The organism is Bradyrhizobium sp. AZCC 2289, from assembly GCF_036924615.1.
Taxonomy (GTDB): Bacteria; Pseudomonadota; Alphaproteobacteria; order Rhizobiales; family Xanthobacteraceae; genus Bradyrhizobium.
Map to the genome: position 1 here is coordinate 838,331 of NZ_JAZHRY010000001.1, position 21,311 is coordinate 859,641.

At 64.1% G+C, this 21,311-nt stretch carries 17 protein-coding genes; 8 read left to right on the forward strand and 9 right to left on the reverse strand.

The window, feature by feature from the left end:
- Positions 1–14: 14 nt before the first annotated feature.
- The 6 genes from V1289_RS04320 (at position 15) to V1289_RS04345 (ending at position 9,282) form a co-directional block, all read left to right on the forward strand.
- Positions 15–2,324: a hypothetical protein gene (locus tag V1289_RS04320; RefSeq protein ID WP_334395775.1), complete on the forward strand. Its 2,310-nt coding sequence runs from the start codon at positions 15–17 to the stop codon at positions 2,322–2,324.
- Complete coding sequence (locus V1289_RS04325) at positions 2,321–3,682, forward strand: radical SAM/SPASM domain-containing protein (RefSeq protein ID WP_334395776.1); 1,362 nt, start codon at positions 2,321–2,323, stop codon at positions 3,680–3,682. The genes V1289_RS04320 and V1289_RS04325 overlap by 4 nt, the downstream gene beginning before the upstream one ends.
- Positions 3,675–5,087 (forward strand): flavin-dependent monooxygenase QhpG, encoded by a 1,413-nt coding sequence (gene qhpG, locus V1289_RS04330; RefSeq protein ID WP_334395777.1) that lies wholly within the window; start codon positions 3,675–3,677, stop codon positions 5,085–5,087. Before V1289_RS04325 ends, qhpG begins: the two co-directional genes overlap by 8 nt.
- Entirely contained in the window at positions 5,084–8,461 is a 3,378-nt protein-coding gene (locus tag V1289_RS04335; RefSeq protein WP_334395778.1) for an AAA family ATPase, read from the forward strand. Before qhpG ends, V1289_RS04335 begins: the two co-directional genes overlap by 4 nt.
- A 20-nt stretch (positions 8,462–8,481) precedes the next feature.
- Positions 8,482–8,898 (forward strand): YybH family protein, encoded by a 417-nt coding sequence (locus V1289_RS04340; RefSeq protein ID WP_334395779.1) that lies wholly within the window; start codon positions 8,482–8,484, stop codon positions 8,896–8,898.
- Positions 8,899–8,979: 81 nt separating this feature from the next.
- On the forward strand, positions 8,980–9,282 hold the full coding sequence (locus V1289_RS04345) for a hypothetical protein (RefSeq protein WP_334395780.1): 303 nt from the start codon (positions 8,980–8,982) through the stop codon (positions 9,280–9,282).
- Between the two features lie 70 nt (positions 9,283–9,352).
- Here the strand turns inward: V1289_RS04345 and V1289_RS04350 are convergent, their stop codons facing one another.
- The 3 genes from V1289_RS04350 to V1289_RS04360 all read right to left on the reverse strand — a co-directional run bounded on the left by V1289_RS04350 (position 9,353) and on the right by V1289_RS04360 (position 12,224).
- Positions 9,353–10,225, reverse strand: a complete 873-nt coding sequence (locus V1289_RS04350; RefSeq protein WP_334395781.1) for an MlaD family protein — start codon at positions 10,223–10,225, stop codon at positions 9,353–9,355.
- 92 nt (positions 10,226–10,317) lie between these two features.
- Positions 10,318–11,088, reverse strand: coding sequence for an ABC transporter ATP-binding protein (locus V1289_RS04355; RefSeq protein WP_334395782.1), 771 nt, complete (start codon positions 11,086–11,088; stop codon positions 10,318–10,320).
- Positions 11,089–11,090: 2 nt separating this feature from the next.
- Entirely contained in the window at positions 11,091–12,224 is a 1,134-nt protein-coding gene (locus tag V1289_RS04360; protein WP_334395783.1) for an ABC transporter permease, read from the reverse strand.
- Between the two features lie 142 nt (positions 12,225–12,366).
- Here V1289_RS04360 and dgcA point away from each other — a divergent pair, with 142 nt between their 5' ends.
- Entirely contained in the window at positions 12,367–13,362 is a 996-nt protein-coding gene (gene dgcA, locus V1289_RS04365) for an N-acetyl-D-Glu racemase DgcA (RefSeq protein WP_334395784.1), read from the forward strand.
- Here the strand turns inward: dgcA and V1289_RS04370 are convergent.
- Positions 13,332–14,531: an MFS transporter gene (locus V1289_RS04370; RefSeq protein WP_334395785.1), complete on the reverse strand. Its 1,200-nt coding sequence runs from the start codon at positions 14,529–14,531 to the stop codon at positions 13,332–13,334. The genes dgcA and V1289_RS04370 overlap by 31 nt on opposite strands.
- A 75-nt stretch (positions 14,532–14,606) precedes the next feature.
- Here V1289_RS04370 and V1289_RS04375 point away from each other — a divergent pair, with 75 nt between their 5' ends.
- A complete protein-coding gene (locus V1289_RS04375; protein WP_334395786.1) occupies positions 14,607–15,884 on the forward strand; it encodes a hypothetical protein in 1,278 nt (425 codons plus the stop codon).
- Positions 15,885–15,967: 83 nt separating this feature from the next.
- On the opposite strand, the gene V1289_RS04380 is transcribed toward V1289_RS04375, so the two are convergent.
- The 5 genes from V1289_RS04380 to V1289_RS04400 form a co-directional block, all read right to left on the reverse strand.
- Positions 15,968–16,957: a threonine/serine dehydratase gene (locus tag V1289_RS04380; protein ID WP_334395787.1), complete on the reverse strand. Its 990-nt coding sequence runs from the start codon at positions 16,955–16,957 to the stop codon at positions 15,968–15,970.
- Between the two features lie 53 nt (positions 16,958–17,010).
- Positions 17,011–18,069 (reverse strand): glycosyltransferase family 4 protein, encoded by a 1,059-nt coding sequence (locus tag V1289_RS04385; protein ID WP_334395788.1) that lies wholly within the window; start codon positions 18,067–18,069, stop codon positions 17,011–17,013.
- On the reverse strand, positions 18,066–18,878 hold the full coding sequence (locus V1289_RS04390) for a UDP-2,3-diacylglucosamine diphosphatase (protein WP_334395789.1): 813 nt from the start codon (positions 18,876–18,878) through the stop codon (positions 18,066–18,068). The genes V1289_RS04385 and V1289_RS04390 overlap by 4 nt, the downstream gene beginning before the upstream one ends.
- 667 nt (positions 18,879–19,545) lie before the next feature.
- A complete protein-coding gene (locus V1289_RS04395) occupies positions 19,546–19,992 on the reverse strand; it encodes an ester cyclase (RefSeq protein ID WP_334395790.1) in 447 nt (148 codons plus the stop codon).
- Between the two features lie 238 nt (positions 19,993–20,230).
- On the reverse strand, positions 20,231–21,205 hold the full coding sequence (locus tag V1289_RS04400; RefSeq protein ID WP_334395791.1) for an ABC transporter substrate-binding protein: 975 nt from the start codon (positions 21,203–21,205) through the stop codon (positions 20,231–20,233).
- Positions 21,206–21,311 lie beyond the last annotated feature (106 nt).

Consider the following 21,311-nt stretch of genomic DNA (forward strand, 5'->3'; position numbering starts at 1 on the left):
GAAAGGGCGGAGCGTTGACGATCAAGCAATTGCGAATTCTGCCGCCGTTCGCGATCGGCCGGTTGGGCTCGGCCAGCGAACCCATGGACAATTATTCTTTCGACCTCGACATCGACCCCGACCATCCGCTGCACTATCGCCAGATCAAGCCGCAGCCGACGCTGATCGTCGACAAGCGTTCCGGTGAAATCAAAGGCGAGCGCACGCCGGCTTCGCTGGAATTCAAACACAATGGCAAGATCCGGCCGGTAGCGCCGTTCCTGGAAGTTTTTGCGGTCATCGACCGGGATCAACTGGTGCCGCTCACCGTCGGCCTGTTGCGAAAGCATGGTCTGACGATCGAAGATATCTCATGGCAAGTGAGGGTTTCCAACCGCAAGATTGTCCGACGCACCGAAAACCCGGACGACCTCGTCCATGCGAAGATCGAGTTCTCCGACCATAAAAGCCACACGCTCCACGGCAGATGCAAAAATTTCATCAAAGGAGCCTCCGTCAAATTTGGCTCGGTACGTTTCATCCGGCCGAACCACCGTTTCCCGGAAATTCGTTTGCGCTTCACGCCGGCGGCCGGATTGATCTATGGACCCGATAAAAGCGCCGCGGCGAAAGACGCCGGTGCAGACTATTATCGCGTTCCCCCGGATCGCCGGATCTACGATCATGCGAAAGGGGAATGGTCCGGCCTGAACGGAATCGATGCCAAAAACCCGACGGTGCCGCCTTCACTGTTTGCGATCGAACCACCCGCCCCTTCCTGGCTCTACGACAACCAGGCGATCAGCCGCGGCTATCTCGACGACGCTTGCGACGGCATTGTCGAAGTCAAGCTGAGGCGGAAGGGTGGCGACGACCTCACCGCAACGGCACGGATCTGCGCCGCACCACCGGCGATGGCGCCGGACTCCCTGTTCGTGCGCACCCTCATCGACGATCTCGAGCAGGTGATCCATGGCCCCGATATCCCTGCGGATGAGCCATCGGAGGTGACGCGTGCGAGGGCCGCCGACATCGTGCGGCGCGCCTTCGAGACGGTGCGCTTCATGAATGTCGCGGTCATGAACGGCAACGATTTCAAGGGCCGGCCAGCGCTCACGCTCGACTCCATGCCGCAGGAGGAAGCGGCCGACACCGAGCGGGCCATTCGTCCGATCATGGCGTCGGGCACGGTGGACACGCACGCGATCATGACCCTGCACCAGCAGGCCTACGCTGCCTTGCGTGGCGCCACGGCGCCCTGGTTCCTGCGGCTGTTGCGCCGGCCCGACCAGGTCGCTGACTTCACCGACCGCGGGCGGCGCAAGATGCCGGCGCTGATGTGCGGGGCCGACAATAATTACCTGGCCCTGACCTGGCGTCAGATCGACACCATCAGGAAAGCAGCACTCGCGCCGCGCGCGTCCGGGCCGCGCACCGCGCCCGTCGTGAAAAACAAACTCACGCCAAAAAATCTGTCGGCGCAGATATCTTACGAAGCCAAGGGCAATCCGATCAGTTCGCGCCCGGTCACCTCGGTCGCCAATTGCTGTCCGGGACTCGAAGTCGACTTCCGCGCGGTGTGGCGGCGGATGTTTCGCGGAATCGAACTGCGCGAGTATGACAATCTGGTGGTGAAGGTCGACGATGACTGCGACGCCGTCGTCGATGGCCACAAGGGCGTCACGCTCAAGCCCGGCGGGCTCGCCGGACACCGCTTGCTGCGGGTGGACCTGCCCGCCGGCGATGCGCTTCTCACGATGACGCCGATCTGGGGCCCCGCCTCCTCGGACACGGAGGGGAAAATCCTCCTGACCACCTCCGAGAATCCGAACGGGCTCGCGCCGATGGAATGGTCGAACGCGCTGGCGCGGGTGCTGCCTCACAAGGGTTCGCGCCTTCGCTGCTATTTCACCGCCAGACCCTCGGAGCATCAACAGCCCTGGATCGACGACCCCACGAAATACGTCAGTTTCGAATTCGAGGTGCGGTCGTTCTTCGAGGGCGACACCGCGGTCATTTCGACCGCGCTGGCCGAGCCCGGCGAACTGACCCAGGGACTGTGCTCGCCGTGGCAAAACGATTTTCGCGAGTGCTCCTGCTATTACTGGGCGTCCGCGCGGCCCGATTACGTCAACGTCACGCTCACGGAAAGCGGCCTGAGCGCGGGCGACAACTGGATGCAGAAGCAGCGCACCGGCTCCTATGTTGCCGACGACTACGGCGACAGCCGCCTGATCATGTACGACGATTTGTTCGCCGACTGGGAAAATCTGCTGAAGTTTCAGATTGGAGGGAAAGATCACGACAGCCCGCCCGCGGTTGAAGCGACGGACAAGAAACCGTGAACACCGCGGACGCTCGCCGCTACATGCGCATGTCGTCGCCGCGGACGCCGCGGATTCACTTGCTCAAGAGTTCGCTCGGCGGCCATCTGTTTGTCGCCGACGGCAGCCGGTTGTTCGACGCCGATGCCGATCTATTCGCAAGCTATGACGCGGCGATGGAGGAAGGCAGCAACGAAGCCATCGACGAATTGCTGCGGCAGGCCGGTCTGGTCGGCCGCCCCTTCATCGACGACGCGCCGCTGTCATCTCCGCCGCTCCGCGCGCTCTCGCTGGCGATCGCCCAGAAGTGCAACCTCGGCTGCACCTATTGCTACGCCCAGCAGGGCGAATTCGGCGGGCCTGCGAAGAACATGGAACTCACCGAGGCGCTTCGCGCCGTGGATTTGCTGGTGGGAGCCGCCGAACCGAGGGCACGGCTCAATCTGGCGTTTCTCGGCGGCGAGCCGCTGGTCAACCGCAAGGTGCTGCGGGCCGCGACCCTTCGCGCTCGGGAACTGGCCGGCAGCCGCGGCGCAAAGATGACGTTCTCGATCACCACCAACGGCACGCTGCTGACGGAGGACGACGGGCGCTTCTTTGAGGAGCACGGCTTCGCCGTCACCATCAGCATCGATGGTCCCCAGGAGATCCATGACGCGCAGCGTCCCTACAAGGGCGGCCGCGGCAGCTATGATGGGATCATGAAACGCGCCGCGCCCCTGCTGAAGATGCAGCAAGGAATGCAGGTTTCCGCGCGGGTGACGGTGACGCCAAAAAACCTTGTCTTGCTCCAGACGCTCGACACCTTGATCGCCGCCGGCTTTCACAGCGTCGGCTTTTCACCTATGCTCAGCGCGCCCACCGGCGAAGGTGAAATGCAGTCCGAGGATCTCGAACTCATGCTGGGCGAAATGATCGATTGCGGGCGGGAGTTCGAGCGCGCCTCGCGCAGCGGCCGGCGCTATCCATTCGCCAACATGGTCAACGCGATGCGGGAGATCCATCGCGGCACCCACCGCCCCTACCCCTGCGGCGCCGGCGCCGGCTATCTCGGCGTATCCGCCGAGGGCGAACTTTCGGCGTGCCACCGGTTTGTCGGCGACGAAGAGGGAGCGATGGGCTCGCTCGATGACGGCGTCGATGTTTCGCGCCAGGCCGATTGGCTGGCCGCAAGGCATGTTCACCGGCAAGACCCCTGTCAGTCCTGCTGGGCGCGCTATCTCTGCGGCGGCGGCTGTCACCACGAGGTCATCCGGCGCGGTCGGCCGGCTTGCGACTACATCCGGGGCTGGCTGCATTATTGCCTCGAGGCCTATCTTCGGCTGTCGGCCAAACCAGGAACGGCAGGGCTCGGCCTGACGGGAGCAGCCCATGGCTGATGTCTGCGTCATCGGCGCCGGCCCCGCCGGCAGCGTATTCGCGGCGCGGATGGCCCAGCTTGGACACCAGGTCCATCTGATCGAGCGAAAGCGCTTTCCCCGCGGACATCTCGGCGAATCCCTGAGCGCCGGCGTAATGACCCTGCTCAGGGCGGCGGATATGCACGAGACCGTCGAAGCGGCGGGCTTTCCGGCCGTGCGAAGCGTTTGGGTCAAATGGGCGGATGGTCCGAGGCTGCGCGAGGACGCGAGTGAAAAGGGCGTGCTGGTCGACCGCGGCGAGTTTGACCTGCGCCTGCTGCAGCGCGCGCGAACCTTCGGGGTACAGGTTCATCAACCCGCACGCGTCCTCGAACAAAACTGGGACGGCGCGAAATGGCGCCTGACCATCGACGCCGACGGCACGTCGAAATGCCTGGACGCCGATTTCGTGGCGGATGCCAGCGGACGGCGCAGCATCTCGCCCGGCCGTCAAACCAGAACCGGCGCGTCCACGCTGGCGGTTTACGGCTATTGGCGCGGCGCAAGCCTGCCGTCGATGCCGCGGATCGAGGCGGGCCAGGACGGCTGGTATTGGGGCGTTCCGCTGCCCGATGGAACCTACAATACGCTCGCGTTCGTGGATCCCGCCTGGTTCCGCTCCGCGCCCGGCTCAACCATGTCGGAGCGCTTTCTGGGGCTGATCGGTCGTTCAAGCCTGATGGAAGAATGCGGTGACGCCGAACTGATCGCGCCAGTGCGCGCCATCGACGCGACGCCCTATCTCGCCCGTGATTACGTCACGCCGACAACAATCCAGTTGGGCGACGCAGCCGTGGCGATCGATCCGATCTCATCAAGCGGTGTTCAAAAGGCGATCCAGAGCGCGCTCTCCGGCGCCATCGTCGCCAACACCCTGCTGCGCCGGCCCGAGTTGAGCCATGCCGCTCTCGGGTTTTATCGCTCGCATCTGGCCGAGGCATCGGAACGGCATCGCCGCTGGACCTCCGGGCATTATCGCGAGGTTGCCGACACATGCGACCGCCCGTTCTGGCGGAATCGCTCGCCCTCGCGGGCTGCGATCGAGCCGCCTCCGCTTCCGGCAATTGACGCCCGTGCGTTGATCACGACGCCCATGGCGTTGTCACCGAAGCTGGAATTTGTCCGCACGCCTTGTCTGCAGGGCGATTTCGTCAGCCTCGCTTCGGCCTTGCATCACCCGCGCCTCGCTGGCCCTTTGGTGTTCCTTGGCGGTCGCGAGTTGGCGCCGCTGCTGCAGAGACTGCCGCCGGGCCAGACGCCGTTGCAGATCGCCCAATCCTGGTCGAACAGCATGCCGCTCGAATCCGGAATGGCCATCGCGGGCTGGCTCGTCAGTCACGGCATCCTGGTCGAACGGCCTGACCAGGGCGGAGCGCGGTCATGAAAGCCTCGTCGATTTTGGATTGGCTCAAGTCCCACGACCTGGAACGATTCATCGACGTCTTCGAGGAGAACGAGGTCGATCTCGCAACGCTTCGCGTGCTGACCGAAAACGATCTCATGGAACTCGGCCTGCCATTCGGGCCGCGCAAGCGAATGCTCAATCTCCTGGGCGAGGAACGGGTGCGAGCGGCCGCGGCGGGCGGTCACATCGAGACGCCGGTCGGTGAGCGCCGTCAGCTCACAGTGCTGTTCTGTGACATGGTCGGCTTCACCAAGCTCGCCCACAGGCTCGATCCCGAAACGCTGCAGATCATCATTCGCGCCTACGAGGAGGCCTGCGCGACCTGTATCAACCGGTACGAGGGCTATGTTTTCACGACGCTGGGCGATGGCGTCGTCGCCTTCTTCGGATTTCCTCTGGCGCACGAATCCGAGCCTGAACGCGCCGTCCGCGCCGGACTGGATATTGTCCAGGCCATGGCGCGACTGCATTTTCCAGGCGTAGGAAGGCTCCAGGTTCGCATCGGTATCGCCTCGGGCATGGTCGTCGTCGCCGCCGGCGAGCGCAACGCGGTCGGTGAAACGATGAATCTCGCGTCCCGCCTTCAGACCATCGCCAAGCCAGGCTCCGTCGTCGTGAGCGACCTGGTTCGCCGGTTGGCGGGCGGGGAATTTGAATACCAGGATATGGGAGAGAAGGAGCTGAAAGGCATCAGCGGCCTTACAAGGGTCTATCGCGTGGTCGGCGTCAGCCAGACCGAGAGCCGCTTCGAGGCGGCAACGCTGCGCGGTCGGACGCCCATCGTCGGGCGCGAGGCCGAAATCTCCGCGTTGATCGATAGCTGGCGCAAGGTGCAGGCGACAGGGACCGGGCAGGCTATCCTGCTGCGCGGGGAAGCCGGTATCGGCAAGAGCCGGATGGTCAGCGCCCTGCGTGAGCGGCTGCTCGGCGAGCCCTACCATATCGTGATCTATCAATGTTCGCCGTTCTTCATGAGTAGCGCTTTGTATCCCCTCAGGGCTGAAATCGACCGAGCACTGACCCTGGGTGGCACCATCGACACGAAAGCCCGCGTTGACACCCTGGAAACGGTCGTCGTCAACCGGCTTGGCCTGCCCATCGAGGACATGCGGTTCATGGCGGCGTTGCTGTCGCTCCCCTACCAGGAGCGCTACGGCGCCATTCTCGTTTCACCCAAGCTCGCCAAAGCAGAAACGATGCGCGTCCTGATCGACCTCGCCCGCTCCCAAGCGAGCAAGGGACCTACGGTCATTCTGTTCGAGGATGTCCACTGGGCCGACCCAACGACGCTGCAATTGATCGAACACTTCGTAGGCGTGCTTGCCGGCATCCGCACGCTTCTGGTCGTCACCGCGCGCCCCGAATTCAACGCGTCATGGACCAGCCATCCCACCGTTGCCGTGATGGATCTGGCCAAATTTACGCCGGCGCAGAGCGGTTCGCTGGTCGCCAAGGTCGTCGGCGGCAAGGCGCTGCCGCCCGGCCTCGCCGCCCAGATCGTAGCCCGAACCGACGGCGTTCCGTTGTTCGTCGAAGAACTGACCAAGACCATCCTGGAGTCGGGCGATCTGATCGTCGAGGGCGACCGCTATGCCTATGCCGGGTCGTCGGCCAACGTCACGATCCCGGAAACCTTGCGCGACTCGCTCATGGCCCGCCTCGATCGGGTCGCGGCGAGCAAGGAAATCGCTCAGGTGGGTTCGGTGATCGGCCGCGAATTCAGCTACGAGCTGATCGCCGGGCTCGAGTTGATGAGCGAAGAGGCGCTGGCCGAGGGACTGCGGCACCTGATCTCGTCCGGACTGGCGACCTGTCATGGCGAGATTCCCAATGCCGTATACAAGTTCTCGCACGCATTGGTTCAGGACGCCGCCTACGACTCGCTGCTGAGAAGCAGGCGCAAGCAACTGCACGGCGAAATCGCCCATTTGCTGGAGGAACGTTGGCCGGCAAATCGCGAAGCGGCCCCGGAATTGGCCCCGGAGTTGCTCGCCTTTCACTATAACGCTGCGGAACAGTATCTTGTCTCCGCGCCGCTGTGGCTGCGCGCCGGCGAAGCGGCGATTGCGCGCTTCGCCCTGCCCGAAGCCGTCACCCAATTGCGGACCGGTCTGTCGGCGGTATCGAAACTGCGGCCTTCCAAGGGCCGGGATCGGGTCGAAATCGCGCTCCGGACCGCGCTCGGACCGACGCTGGTGGCGCAACGCGGCTGGGCCCATGCGGAGGTCAGCCAAACGCTCGAACCCGCCTGGCGGCTCGCCCAGCCGCTCAAGCAAAGCGGCGCTTACGTACCGATCCTGAACGCGCTGTCGGTGCACTATATGAGCGCAGGTCAACTGGCGGAGTCGCTTCGTTGGGCCGACCGGCTTTTGAAAAGCGGTGCAGAATTCGGCGACGACGGCCTAGAAATCATCGGACATCGCGCCGCGAGTGCCTGCCACTATTGGCTCGGAGAATTCGAGGCGGCGCGGCAATCCAGCGATGCCGTGCAAAAAATGTACGATCCGGAGCGGCACCGCAGTCTGGCGGCGCTCACCAACACCGACCCCTTCACCGGACAGGGCATCTATCGCGCGCAATTCCTCTGGATGATGGGTTATCCCGATCAGGCGCTGGCGGCGAACCAGGCCACCGAGGCCAACGCGCGACGCCGGGGCCATCCGTTCGACCTCGCCTTCGCGCTCACGCTCGGCGCGCAATTGTTCGACTTTCTCTGCGATTCAGACGCGTTGCAGCAGCGCGCTGAAGAGGCCGAACGGATCGGTGAGCAGCGCGGCATAGCCCTGCTCGGCGAGATCCTGGCCGAGATCAGCTGTGGGGTGGCGTGGCTGCGCGCCGGACGCTTGGTCGAGGCCTTGACGCAGCTCGATCAAGGCATCGAGCGATTGATGCAGACGGGGCACCGGATCTGGATTTGGTATTTGAAGGCCTTGCAGGCCGAGGGGCTGGCTCTGATCGGTGACCTCGATGCTGCATGGATCCTCATCGAGGAGAGCGTGGCCCGGATCGAGGCCGGCGAGGAACGCTCGCACCATGCCGAGGTGTTGCGCCTGAAGGGCTGGATATCGATCTTGCGGGGCGCGCCAGATCAGGCCGCGGCGGCCCTGCACAAGGCCATCGCGGTCGCGCGCGAGCAGGGAGCGAAATCGTGGGAGCTTCGGGCCACGATCACGCTCGCCCGCCTGTTGGCGAGCCGCGGCGATCAGGCCGAAGCGCTGGCGCTGCTGGCACCCATCCACGACTGGTTCACCGAGGGCCGCGACACCAGGGACTTGAAGGAAGCCGCCCAACTCCTGGCCGAGCTTCGCAGCGCCCAGCCTTCGCGACAACCCCGCATCGTTCAAAAAAACTGACCTGACCACGGAGCATCACGATGGCGAGGAAAAAACCGAACCCGGACGAAGCTGCGATCAGGGCGCTCGATGCGCAATGGAGCAAAGCGGCAACCGCAAAGAATGTCGATCAGGTCATCAAATTTTACGCGAAGGACGGTTCGGTGGTGTGGCCGGATCAGCCGCCCGCAAAAGGGCACGCCGCCATCCGCGCCTGTTGGAAAAAGGCCTACAAGGCATCGCCCGGCATGTACCTGGACTTCAGGCCCACGCACATCGAGATCGCCGGCGACATGGCTTCCGACTTCGGCTTGGTGCATTTCAAGCCGAGTGCCAAACCCGGCGATACCCAGAACACGGCAAAATATCTCGTGGTCTGGAAACGCGAGCAAGGCGCCTGGAAGGTGCTTTACGATTGCTGGAACTGGAACGGCGAACCGGTGATCACGCGCAGCTGAATCGTCGATCGCAAAGACGACCGCACCGCTCAGATTTTCTGGTTGTAGTTCTCGATTTGGCTGAGAAGTTTGGGATCTTCCATGGGCAACACCGCGCAGAAGCGAGCGCTTCGGAATTATCGGACTCGGTGCGTCAAACGCGGCATGGCGCGATTTGAGGTTCTTGCCTTGGATGCCGACCGCGACCTGATCCAATCCCTGGCCAGGCGGTTGGCGGAAGACGACTCTGAAGCTGTGCGGATACGCGCGGCTGTCAAGCGGACGATCGCCGGCGAGCCATCGCAGAAGGGCGGCATACTCGCCGCGTTGCGTCGCTCACCGCTGGTCGGGGTCGCCCTCAATCTCGCTCGTTCACTGGAGGCCGGCCGCAAGACCTACTTTTGAGCTGCAATCTCCGCGACACGAATATCGCCGCCACCAAAGCGGCGGCGTAATATGCTTGCGCAACTGGCGTTTACGGCCGCTTCTTCTCGCCCGCCGCCGCGGCCGCGGGCTTCGGCGGCTCCGCTGGGGCTGCGTTGTTGCTTCCTCCGAATATCACCCGGCTCGGATTGCGGTCGAAATTGTTGACGGCGCGGCTGATGTCGCCGAGCGTCCTGCGGCCATCGGCGATCAGCGCACCGGAGCGCTTGTCGAAATCATCGGCCAGTTCGCGGATCGACTTCACCATCGTCGACAGCTCGCCGCCGGCATTGCCGCCTGCGATGGTGTTGAGCCCGAGCATCAGATTATCGGCCTTGCCCATCACGCCGTCGACCTTGAGCATGACGTTGTCGATCTTCTCGGAATTGCGCGCCAGCGCCGCGGTGAACGTCTCGAGATTCCGCAGCGAGTTTTTGACCGATTCCTGGTTGTCGGCGACGATGCGGTTGACGTTCTGCAGCGTGCCGCGAATGGCCTCGGTGACGTCCTGCAGCGCGTTGGGATCGGCGGTCAGGATCGGCACGCCGTCCTCGTCGAGCGGGACCGCAGGCGCTGCCTCCTCGCCGCCCTTGAGCGATATCGCGGCCACACCCGTGAGGCCCTGGAATTCGAGGCCGACCAGGGTGTCCTTGCGGATCGGGGCGTTGTTCTCGACCATCGCGAGTGCGACCACGCGACGCGGGTTGTCGAGCTTCACGGAGATCACTTCCCCTATCCGGATACCGTTGAAATTGACGCTGCCGCCGTTGCGCAGGCCGGACGCCGGGCCCTCGAAAATGATCCGGATCGGGCTGCGCGCCTTGGTGGTATGCAGGCTCTGGAACCAGAGCACGAAGCCGAACGCGGCGGCAATCACCGCCAGCGTGAAGGCTCCGATCAGGACGTAGTTCGCCCGCGTTTCCATCAATTACTCCGGTACTGGAGGCCCGACCCTGATGGGATCAGAACCACGCCTCGGAATTCATCTCTTAGTCGCGCGCTTCGCTCGAAAACGCTCTAGCCCATCACCGCGCGAGCGCGCTTGCCGTGGAAATATTGCCGCAGCCAGGGATGCTGCGAGGCCTGCATGTCGGCAATCGATCCGGCTGCAATGATCTTACCGTTCCCTAAAACGGCGATGCGGTCGCAGGCCGTATAGAGGCTGTCGAGGTCGTGGGTTACCATGAAAACGGTCAGCCCCAAAGTACGCTGCAGGGTGCGGACCAGCTCGTCGAAGTCGCCGGCGCCGATCGGGTCGAGGCCGGAAGTCGGCTCGTCCAGGAAAACCAGTTCCGGATCGAGCGCGAGCGCGCGCGCCAGCGCCACGCGCTTGATCATGCCGCCGGAAAGCTCGGATGGAAAACGGTCGGCGACCTCCGGCTTCAGGCCCACCATGCCGAGCTTGGCCACCATGATCTCGTCGAGCAGCCGCTGCGAGACGTTGAGATATTCGCGCACCGGAAACTGGATGTTCTGACGCACCGTGAGCGAGGAGAACAGCGCGCCCTGCTGGAACAGGATGCCCCAGCGTCGCTCGACACCGCGCCGCGCCTTGGCGTCCGCGGCATCGAGATCGATCCCGAACACTTCGATGCGGCCGGAGACCTTGGGCACGAGGCCGATGATGGTGCGTGTCAGCACCGATTTGCCCGCACCCGACGGGCCGACGAAGCCGAGAATCTCGCCGCGCTTGACGTCGAGATTGAGCCCGTCGAGCACCCGCGTCGCGCCGAACTGCACGGTAATGTCGCGGACCCGGATGATGGCATCGGCAATTTCGGGCGCCATGGTCACATTCCGATCGAGGCGAAGAAGATCGCAAACACGCCGTCCATGACGATGACGAAGAAGATTCCCTTCACCACCGAGGAGGTCGTGTGCTGCCCGAGCGACTCGGCGCTGCCCTGCACCGCAAGGCCCTCGACACAGGCGACGATGCCGATCACCGCCGCCATCACCGGCGCCTTGATGATGCCGACGATGAAATGGTCGATCGAAATCGCGTCACGCAGCCGCAGCAGGAAGGCTTCCGGATCGACGCCGCCATAGAGCCACGCGACGAGGCCGCCGCCATAAAGTGCGGCCATCGCGCCGAGGAAGGCCAGGATCGGCAGCGCCAGCACCAGCGCCAACATGCGGGGCAGGATCAGGACTTCGATGGGATCAAAGCCCATGGTGCGCAATGCGTCGATTTCCTCGCGCATCTTCATCGAACCGAGTTCGGCGGTGTAGGCCGAGCCCGAGCGGCCCGCGACCATGATCGCGACCAGCAGTACGCCGATCTCGCGCAGCACCAGCACGCCGAGCATATCGACCACGAAGATATCGGCGCCAAATTTACGGAAATGGAAGATGCCCTGCTGCGAGATGATGCAGCCGATCAGGAACGTGATCAGCACCACGATCGGCACCGCGCGCCAGCACACCTGCTCCATGTGGTGCACGGTCGAGGTCAGGCGGAAGCCGCGGGGGTGAATGAGCACGCGGCCGGCCGCGGCGAGCACCGCGCCGAGCATGTCGATCAATCCGACCAGGGTCCCGCCGATGCCGGCGACGCTGCGGCCGATCTGCTCGAGCATGCCCGATATCGTCACCGCGCTGGTTTCGACGACGGGGCCGGCTTTCACCCGGCGCACCTCGTCGACCAGGCTCGAATAATTGGCCGAGAGCCCGGCGATCTTCGCCTCGACGCCGCTCTGGCTCAGGCTGCGGCGCAGCCGCTCGATCAGCCAGGCGCCAAACGTATCGAGTTTCGAGACCTGCGAGACGTCGATGAAGATATTGGGCCGGCTGCCGACGAGCTTTTCAGCGTCGGCCACCATCTGCTCCAGCACCGGGGCAAAGCGGGCCGTCCACGAACCCGCCGCACACAGCGCCAGTCCGTTGCCCTGGGCTATCCGCTCCAGTGTCGGGTCGCCGTTCACGATGCCCACCCCTCGGCCGGGCCGCAGTCAATCGAAAAGGAATGATTCGGCACGCCGCATTGCCTTGTAGAATCCGTCGCTAACCAGCCATAGTTGGTTGCACCTAGCAAGCTTGTGGTTCAGAAAATTGCCAGATTTTAAAATGACTTCCAGCAAATCCCGCCAGCTTGCCGCCCGGATCGAACGCTGGCCGATCGCGGGCGCCTTCACCATCAGCCGCAGCGCCAAGACCGAGGCCGTGACCGTGGTGGCCGAAGTCAGCCATGGCGGCCTGACCGGGCGCGGCGAATGCGTACCCTATCCCCGCTACGGTGAGACCCCGGAGGCGACCCTGGCCGCCGTCCAGGCGATGCGGGAACCGCTGTCCGAGGGGCTCGACCGGAAGGCCCTGCAGACCGCGATGCCCGCCGGCGCTGCCCGCAACGCGCTGGATTGCGCGCTATTCGACATCGAGGCCAAAAGCCGTGGGGAGCGGGCTTGGCGCCTACTCCGCCGCGCCGCGCCGCGGCCCTGCACCACGGCCTATACAATCTCGCTGGGAACGCCGGAGGCGATGGCCGCCGCAACCGCCAAAGCGGCGCGCCGGCCGCTGCTCAAGATCAAGCTCGGGGGCGATGGCGACGGGATGCGGATCGCCGCGGTACGCAAGGCCGCGCCCGAATCGGAACTGATCGTGGACGCCAACGAAGCGTGGACACCGGACAATCTCGAGCGGAACCTGGCCGCCTGCGCCGCGGTCGGCGTGACGCTGGTCGAGCAGCCCTTGCCGGCGGGAAAGGATGAGGCGCTGGCGCGCATCAGGCGGCCGCTCGCGGTCTGCGCCGACGAGAGCGTGCATGACCGCGCTTCGCTTGAGGGCCTGCGCGAGCGTTATGACGCCGTCAACATCAAGCTCGACAAGACCGGCGGGCTGACGGAGGCGCTGGCGATGGCGGACGCCGCGCGCGCGCTCGGCTTTGAAATCATGGTCGGCTGCATGGTCGCGACCTCGCTTGCGATGGCGCCGGCGATGCTGCTGACGCCGCAGGCGCGCTTTGTCGATCTCGATGGGCCCTTGCTGCTGGCGCACGACCGCGACGGCGGTCTGCGCTATGACGGCAGCCTCGTTTATCCGCCGGAAGCAGCACTGTGGGGATGACCGGCGAGTAGCCGCCGCGCCAGCCACATCACAAGCGCGCCTGAAGCCGCCATCGCCGCCATCATGTAATAGACGCCCTGCCCGAACTGCGCATAGACCAGGCCCGACAGGATCGACGTCAAGCCGGCGACGATGCCGCTGCAGGCCGCGAGATAACCCTGGCCCCGCGCCATCACATGGCCGGGCACGTGACGCACCATCAGGCCCATGATGCCGACTTGCGTCAGCCCAAAGGTCAACCCATGCAAGAGTTGAACGACGGCGAGAACCGCGATCGGCGGATCCTGCGCGGTGATCACCCAGCGCGCGACCGCGCAGAGTGCCGATATCACCACCAGTAGCGCCGGCGGCAGCGTAAACCGCGGTGACAGCGCGAACAGCGCGATTTCGGCGAGCACGCCCAATGCCCACAGGCCCGCGATCGTCAACCCGCCAAATCCCGCCTGCTGCCAGGCTATGGACGCGAAGATGTAATAGGCCGAGTGGCTGCTCTGGATCAGCGCCGAGGTGATGATGATGGCGAGAAACCCGCGATCGCGCAGCAAGGCGCGCGCGCCGTGCACCGCAGGTTGGGCCGCCTTGGGCTGGCCGAGCGGCTGAAGTCCGAGGCCGACGAGCGCGCTGAGCGCCGCCACCGACGCAATGACCCAGATCAGGTTTTTGGCGGCGATGACATCGACCAATAGCCCGCAGACCAGCGCACCGGCGACGAACGCGGCCGAGCCCCACAGCCGCAGCGGTCCGTAATTGAGGCCGTAAAGCCTGACGCCGCGCAGCGCATAGGCATCCGTCAGCGGCACCATCGGCGTCCACAGGCAGCAGGTGACGGCGTAGACGAGCAACACCAGCAGCGGCAGTTGCCGGGTTCCCATGACCAGAAACCCGAGCGCGGTTGCAAATCCCGTGACGATGATCGCGCCGCGCAGCATCTGGCGCCGCTCGGCAAAGCCGGTCACGAGGGGAAGCACGGTAAATCGCGTGACCGGCGGCACCGCGGTGATGATCCCGATCCAGAACGCGTCGATCCCGACCGCCTTCAACCACACCGTGAAAAACGGCAGATGGGTCCCCATCATGCCGAACAGCGCGGCGTAGAACAGCGCCAGCCGCGTCGCGAATCGCTTCGATGCCGCCTGAGAAGCGATGGGGATTTGTGATTCGCTCGGCATCAATTCAATTGCGATTCGCTTAATATCGTGATGATCGTTAGCGTAACGCGCAGTGATTTGCGCGCAGAGTTTAGCATGGCCGACGAAGCATTCGCCTTATCGCCGATCTCAGCCCGCGCGGTGCAGCCGGGCGAGGAGGACTATGCCGCGATCAGCGAAGCTTTCATGGAGACTTCGCGGGGCCGCTGGTTTCTCGGCGAATACGCCAAGCGCAACCGCAATGCCGACACCCGCATGGTGCTCGACGCGGTGGCGCGGATCGAACAAAGCCTGGCCGCGCAGAAGGAAGACAGCCTTCAGAGCGAAGCAGGCCTTGCCGCGCAGCAGCAACTGGCGGCTGCGATCGCGGCAAATGCCGGGCTGGAAGAAGCCAATCTAGCTGCAGCCAAATTGGCCGAAGTCAAATCAGCTGAAGCCAAATTAGCTGAAGCCAAACTGGCTGAGGCGTTGGCGATGATCCAAAGCGCGGTCGGTTCGGCACAGACGTCCGCGACCGAGGCGCTCGATGCGCTGGCGCTGGAGCAAAAACTCGCGCCGGTCCGCAAGGGCGCGCGGGTGATTCGGGAGATCGCCTGGCGATTGCGGGAAATCGGCAATGACGGGCGAATCTGCGACCTGATCGATTCGCAGGTCGCCGTCATCGAGGCGGGCGCCGGAGAAATCTCCGCCGAGGAGGCCCGAGCGGCGCTGCACGCGGCGTTCGCTGCCATTGCAGGCCGGCTCGCGGAATTCAGCGACGACGCGGCACCTACACTGGTTGCCGAGGCCGCCGTTGCTGAGGAGCCGGTTGCAGAGACGGCTTTTGCCTCGCCCTCCCCGGCACCGCAAGAAGCCGCACCTGTCGCCGAGACGATCGAAGCGGCGCCGGTCGAGTTGGCCGCGGAAAGTCGGGCCAGTTCTCAGGCCCCGGCAGCCGAGCTGGCGTCGGCAGAAGCGGAAGCCGCGCTGGCACAGGCGGAAGCCGCCGAGGTGGCTGAAGTCACCGACGCTGCCGCCGACGCGCATGACGAGGCGATGCTCGACCTCATCGCGCAGGAGATGGGCGCGCCGGACGAGTTCGAGATCGACGATACCGCGACCATGATCGCCGAAGAGGCGCACATCACCGAACTGGCGCCGGCCGAGTTCGAGATCGCAGCGCCCGAGCCGATCATCGCCGAACCGGCGGAGCCGGTGGCGGAAATGCCGGCGCAGGCGGCCGTCGAAGCTGCGCCCGAACCGGCGATCGAAATGTCGCTGGGCTCGAGCATCATCGCCAGCGGAATGTTGCGGAAGCCGAATGTGGCGGCCAACGACCCGCTGGCCCCGATCCGGCGCATGAGCCAAGCCGAGAAGATCGCGTTCTTCTCGTAACGAGGCTGAGCGAGAGCGCGAGATGCCTTCAGGCTCTTTGATTGAAACGAGATCCGGGTTTCCCTGACCGCGCCCTATCGAGCTCAGGCCACCAGCTTGGCGAACAGATCCGCGTCGACATTGCCGCCGGAGAGGACGATGACGACGTTCTTGCCCTTGACGTCGATCCGGCCGGCGAGCAGTGCGGCGAGACCGACGGCGCCGCCGGGCTCGACCACGAGCTTCAGCTCGCGGTAGGCGAACGCAACCGCGGCGCCGACTTCCGCGTCGGAGGCCGTCACGCCCTTTGCCAATAGCTTGCTGTTGATCGAAAACGTCATCTCGCCGGGCATCTGGGCCATCAGCGCATCGCAGATGGTGCGGCCGGCGGCGTGATGGGCTTCGCGGTGCCCGGCACGGAGCGAGAGGCCGTGATCGTCATACCCCTCCGGTTCGGCGACGATCACCTGGGCTTGCGGGAATTTAGCCTTCACCGCAGTGGCAACGCCTGCGATCAGCCCGCCGCCGGACGCCGGCGCAATCACGATGTCGGGCGAGAGCCCGAGCGCCATCATGTCCTCGGCGATTTCCCGCCCCGCTGTGCCCTGGCCCGCGATCACGAAGGGATCGTCATAGGGACGCACCAGCGTCGCGCCGCGTTTGGCAGCGATGCCGTTGGCGATGGCTTCGCGGTCTTCCTTGTCCCGGTCGTAGAGCACGACCTCGGCGCCATAGGCCTTGGTGCGCTCGCGCTTGGTCAGCGGCGAGTCCTTGGGCATGACGATGGTCGCCTGCATGTTCAGGATCTGGGCCGCCGCCGCCACGCCCTGGGCGTGGTTGCCGGACGAGAACGCGACCACGCCGCCGCTGCGCGCGGCCTGCGGGATCGACGACAGCTTGTTGAAGGCGCCGCGGAACTTGAACGACCCGGTCCGCTGCAGCATCTCCGGCTTCAGGAACACTTTGGTTCCGACGCGCTCGTTGAGAACGGGGAATGACAACAGCGGCGTCCGTACCGCGAATGGGGCAACCACCCGCGCCGCCGCATCGATATCCGCAGCTTCGACCGCTGCATGGGGGGCTGGTTCTGTCATGTCAGCTTTGTATCGCGCCGGCGGACGCGCGGGCAAGACGCATTCCTGTGAAATCAGGCGGCGAAATGCGGGCCTTCGGCGACGAATTCGACCGCTTCGCCTTCCGGATCGACTGCCCGAACGTTCAGGGCGTGCTCGACAAAGACGCGCGCCGAGGCTTCCCAGGTATGGGCTGCGGCAAATTCGGTGCAGCTTTGCGGCGAAATTTGCAGCGCTTCCAGGCACGCCGCACCCAGATCGTCATCGAGCACGCCGACCGGCGCAGCTCCAATCACGTCGCGGGGCCCGGTGACCGGAAAAGCGGCAACCGGCAGGCCGCTGGCCAGCGCTTCGAGCAGGACGAGCCCGAAGGTGTCGGTCTTGCTCGGGAACACGAACACATCGGCGGCGGCATAGATCTCTGCCAATTCTTCGCCATGACGGGCGCCCAGAAACACGGCTTTCGGATATTTCCGCTCCAGCGCGGCGCGCGCCGGCCCATCGCCGACCACGAGCTTGGTGCCGGGCAGATCCAGATCGAGGAAGGCCTCGAGATTCTTCTCGACCGCGACGCGGCCGACGCTCAGAAACACCGGCTGCGGCAGGCAAAGGTCGACGGCACGCGGATGAAACAGGGCGGTGTCGACGCCGCGCGACCACAGCACCACATTACGAAAGCCGCGCATGCGCAATTCGATGGCGAGCGCCGTCGTTGCCGCCATCACCGCCTGGCTAGGCCGGTGGAACCAGCGCAGCGCCCGCCAGACCCATGCTTCCGGGATCGGCGAACGCGCAGAGACGTATTCCGGGAACCGGGTGTGGAAGCTCGTGGTGAACGGCAAGCCATGTTTGCGGCAATAGCGCCGCACCAACAGCCCGACCGGACCTTCGGTCGCGATATGAATGCTGTCGAGTTTAGCCGCTTCAATCAGTTCGGCGATCTTGGCCGGATACGGCAATGCGAGGCGCAGATCGGGATAGCTCGGCATCGCAAAGGTGCGAAACGATTGCGGCGTCAGGAAAGAGACATCGACGCCAAAGCCTTTCGCCGCCTGCGCCATCATGGCCAGCGTGCGGACCACCCCGTTGACCTGGGGATGCCACGCATCGGTCGCGACCAGGATATGCGTCATGCGGCGCGCGCCGCGACGCGGGGAACCGGGGCGGTCCGGCGCAGCGGATCGGTCCAGGTGATGATTTCGAACTGGCCGTCATCGTGCTCGGCGAGCGCCGTGCAGCTTTCCACCCAGTCGCCGCAGTTCATGTAGCGGATGCCGTGTTCGTCACGGATGGTGGCGTAATGGATGTGGCCGCAGATCACGCCGTCGGCGCCGTGGCGCCGCGCCTCGGCCGCCAGCGTCTTCTCGAACGCGCCGATATAGTTCACGGCGTTCTTGACCTTCAGCTTGGCCCATTGCGACAGCGACCAATAGGGCACGCCGAACATGCGGCGGAAGAAGTTGACGAGGCGGTTCATTTGAATCGCGAAATCGTAGGCCTTGTCGCCGAGATGGGCGAGCCAGCGCGCGTTTTGCACCACGAGATCGAAGATATCGCCGTGGATGATGAGGTAGCGCTTGCCGTCGGCGCCTTCATGGATTGTGTTTTCCACCACATCGATGCCGCCGAAATGCGTACCGTAATAGTTCCGCAGGAACTCGTCGTGGTTGCCCGGCACGTAGATGACCTTGGCGCCCTTGCGTGCCTTGCGCAGCATCTTCTGCACGAAGTCGTTGTGCGATTGCGGCCAATACCAGTTGGATTTCAGCGCCCAGCCGTCGACGATATCGCCGACCAGGTAGATCGTGTCGGCGTCGTGAGAGCGGAGGAAGTCGAGCAATTGGTCGGCTTGCGAACCGCGGGCTCCGAGATGGACGTCGGAGATAAACAAAGTGCGAAAGCGCCGCTCGGGGCTCTCTTCACTCGAGGAGTCACTTCCCATGCCAGTGCACCTACCAGATCTCTGTGACAAGGCGATGACGATTCACGCGACCGATGGCCCCAAGGAATCCATGACGACAATCCACGACGAGAATCAGCTACACGCCCCCCGCCATGGCGTAACAGCGCGATGCGACATTCAGGCGACATGAGAGCCCGTGTGTTTCCGGGTTCGCGTCGGAACTTGCGTCGTCCCGGCCAACGCCGGAGCGACGTGCAGAAAGAACGCTCCTGCCTCAGTAGAATTTATGGAAAGGATGGATCGTCCGCTGGAGCCTGCCATCGGGCGCGCATTTCGCGCGACCCGGTGGCGGACGATGACGACCGGATGTGTGTTCGCATTGCCGCGACGCATTGCGCCCGAGCCTTTGCAAAAAATCTCTCGCCCCATAGAGGGCGTGGGGAATACCGGGTGCCCGATGCACCCGCAGCCCCTGTGCATTGGTAGTAAGCACAGTACGGAGAGCATACTGAGCTCCAGTGCCGCGTGATCTGAGAAGTAGATTCTCCAGCGTTCGCAAGATTTCACGTTTTCACACAGCCAGGGTCATTCACGACCACCCGAGCCAGCGGTGGGTCCGGCCTTACGCCAGAGGAATGAGCCCGCCGGTTCACGCCGGCGGGCTTCAAGGCCTTTCTTCTTCAATCGGATAGGGCTGCTTTCGCTTTCACGCCGCAGACTGATGCGGTGCCGCGCTCTGCGTGGCTCCGATCTGTGTGAGCATCGTGAGCATGTCGAAGTAGTGCGAGGTGCTCTTGACCTTGTCGCCCTCGACCTGGACGACTTGGCATGCCGGCAGCTCGACCGGCTTGTTCGATGCCGGAATCGTACCTGTTGGTGTCTGCAGCGGTCCGGTATGAACGCCCTTCCACACGAGCTCGAAGACCGCGGTGTTCCCGCTGGCGAACTCGCGCACGAATGTGGCTCTAGAGTCGGGGAAGGCCTTGGCCCAGCCCTGCAAGGCATCGATGATCTCGCCGACGCCCTGGATGCGACGGTGGGTTCCCTTTTCGTCGTACACGGCGTCGGCAGCCAACGTCTCCTTCGCCTTGCTCCAGTCCTTGTCGTTGTATGCGGTGATTGAGGCCCTCGCGATTTCGATGACATTCGCCATGATGATCCTCCATTATTAACCCGCACCGGTCGGCGCCGAGCATTGCAATCCCCCAGCACGCACTAAATTGTAGCACTTTGCGGCAAACAGGCGAGCGAGAAACGGCCCAATTGGGCTGATGTCCGGCCAGGCCCAATCTCTGAATTACGGAATTGCGGTGACAGTGTTGGACTGCACCCCAAGTGAGACACGGCAATTTCTGTGCACTGTCACCTCATGCTCCGCAACAAACCGCGCCCTATTCGATCACCTCGTCGGCGCGGGTGAGCAGTGGCGGCGGTACGGTGAGACCGAGCGCCTTCGCAGTCTTGAGATTGATGACCAGGTCAAACTTGGTCGGCTGCTCGACCGGAATGTCAGCAGGCTTGGCCCCTCGCAATATCTTGTCGATGTATTCCGCAGACCGTCGCCATAGCTCGGGAAAGTTCGGCCCATAGGATATCAGACCGCCTGCTTCGACTCCCTCCCGGCCACCGTGCATGGTTGGCAGTCGCACACCAAGCGCCAGGTCATTTATATGGAATCGATTCGTGTTCACGAGCGCATCGATCACGATGTAAATTGCGTCCGCACGATCCCTGAGCGTCTCGAAGGCAGGTACGATATCCTCGGCTCGTCGGATTTCCGTTGTGATCACCTCATATCCGAGCATTCGGGCTGCCGCTTGAGCGTCGCGCATTTCCAGTATCACGGCGACGTTCTCGACGTTTTCCAGGATCGCCAGTCGGCGAAGACCAGGTATGACCTCGCGCAAAATTTCGAGCCGCTTTCCGGCAAGGTCTCTGGTCTGGTTCGACAGGCCGGTGACGTTACCTCCCGGTCGCGCCAGAGACGTGACGAGACCGTTGGCAACGGGGTCGCCGACCGCGACGAACACAATGGGAATGACCGATGTCGCCTGCATCATCGCGAGAACCGACGGCGTTCCCAAAGTGACGATTGCATCGACCTTGAGCCGGACCAACTCGGCCGCCAACTCGGCGAGCCGATCGCTCCGCCCTTCCGCCGAGCGATACTCGATCGCGACTGTGCTCCCGACAACCCAGCGGAGTTCGCTCAAACGCTGCACAAAAGCCGCGACCCATTCGTTCGTGGGTGTAAACAGTCCCAGGAACCCGATGGTCGGCAGCCTTGCCGGCTGCTCCGCTCGTGTCGCAATCGGCCACGCAGCGGCCGCGTTGCCAACAAGCGTGATGAACTCGCGCCGCCTCATGTCCGCCCCCAGGCTCAGAAGTCCGCATCGTAACCGCTCGCACTGACTTGGCTAGACCCACTGCCCAATGTCCGGGTCTTTCACTACCGAAATAGGCTCTCCGCGC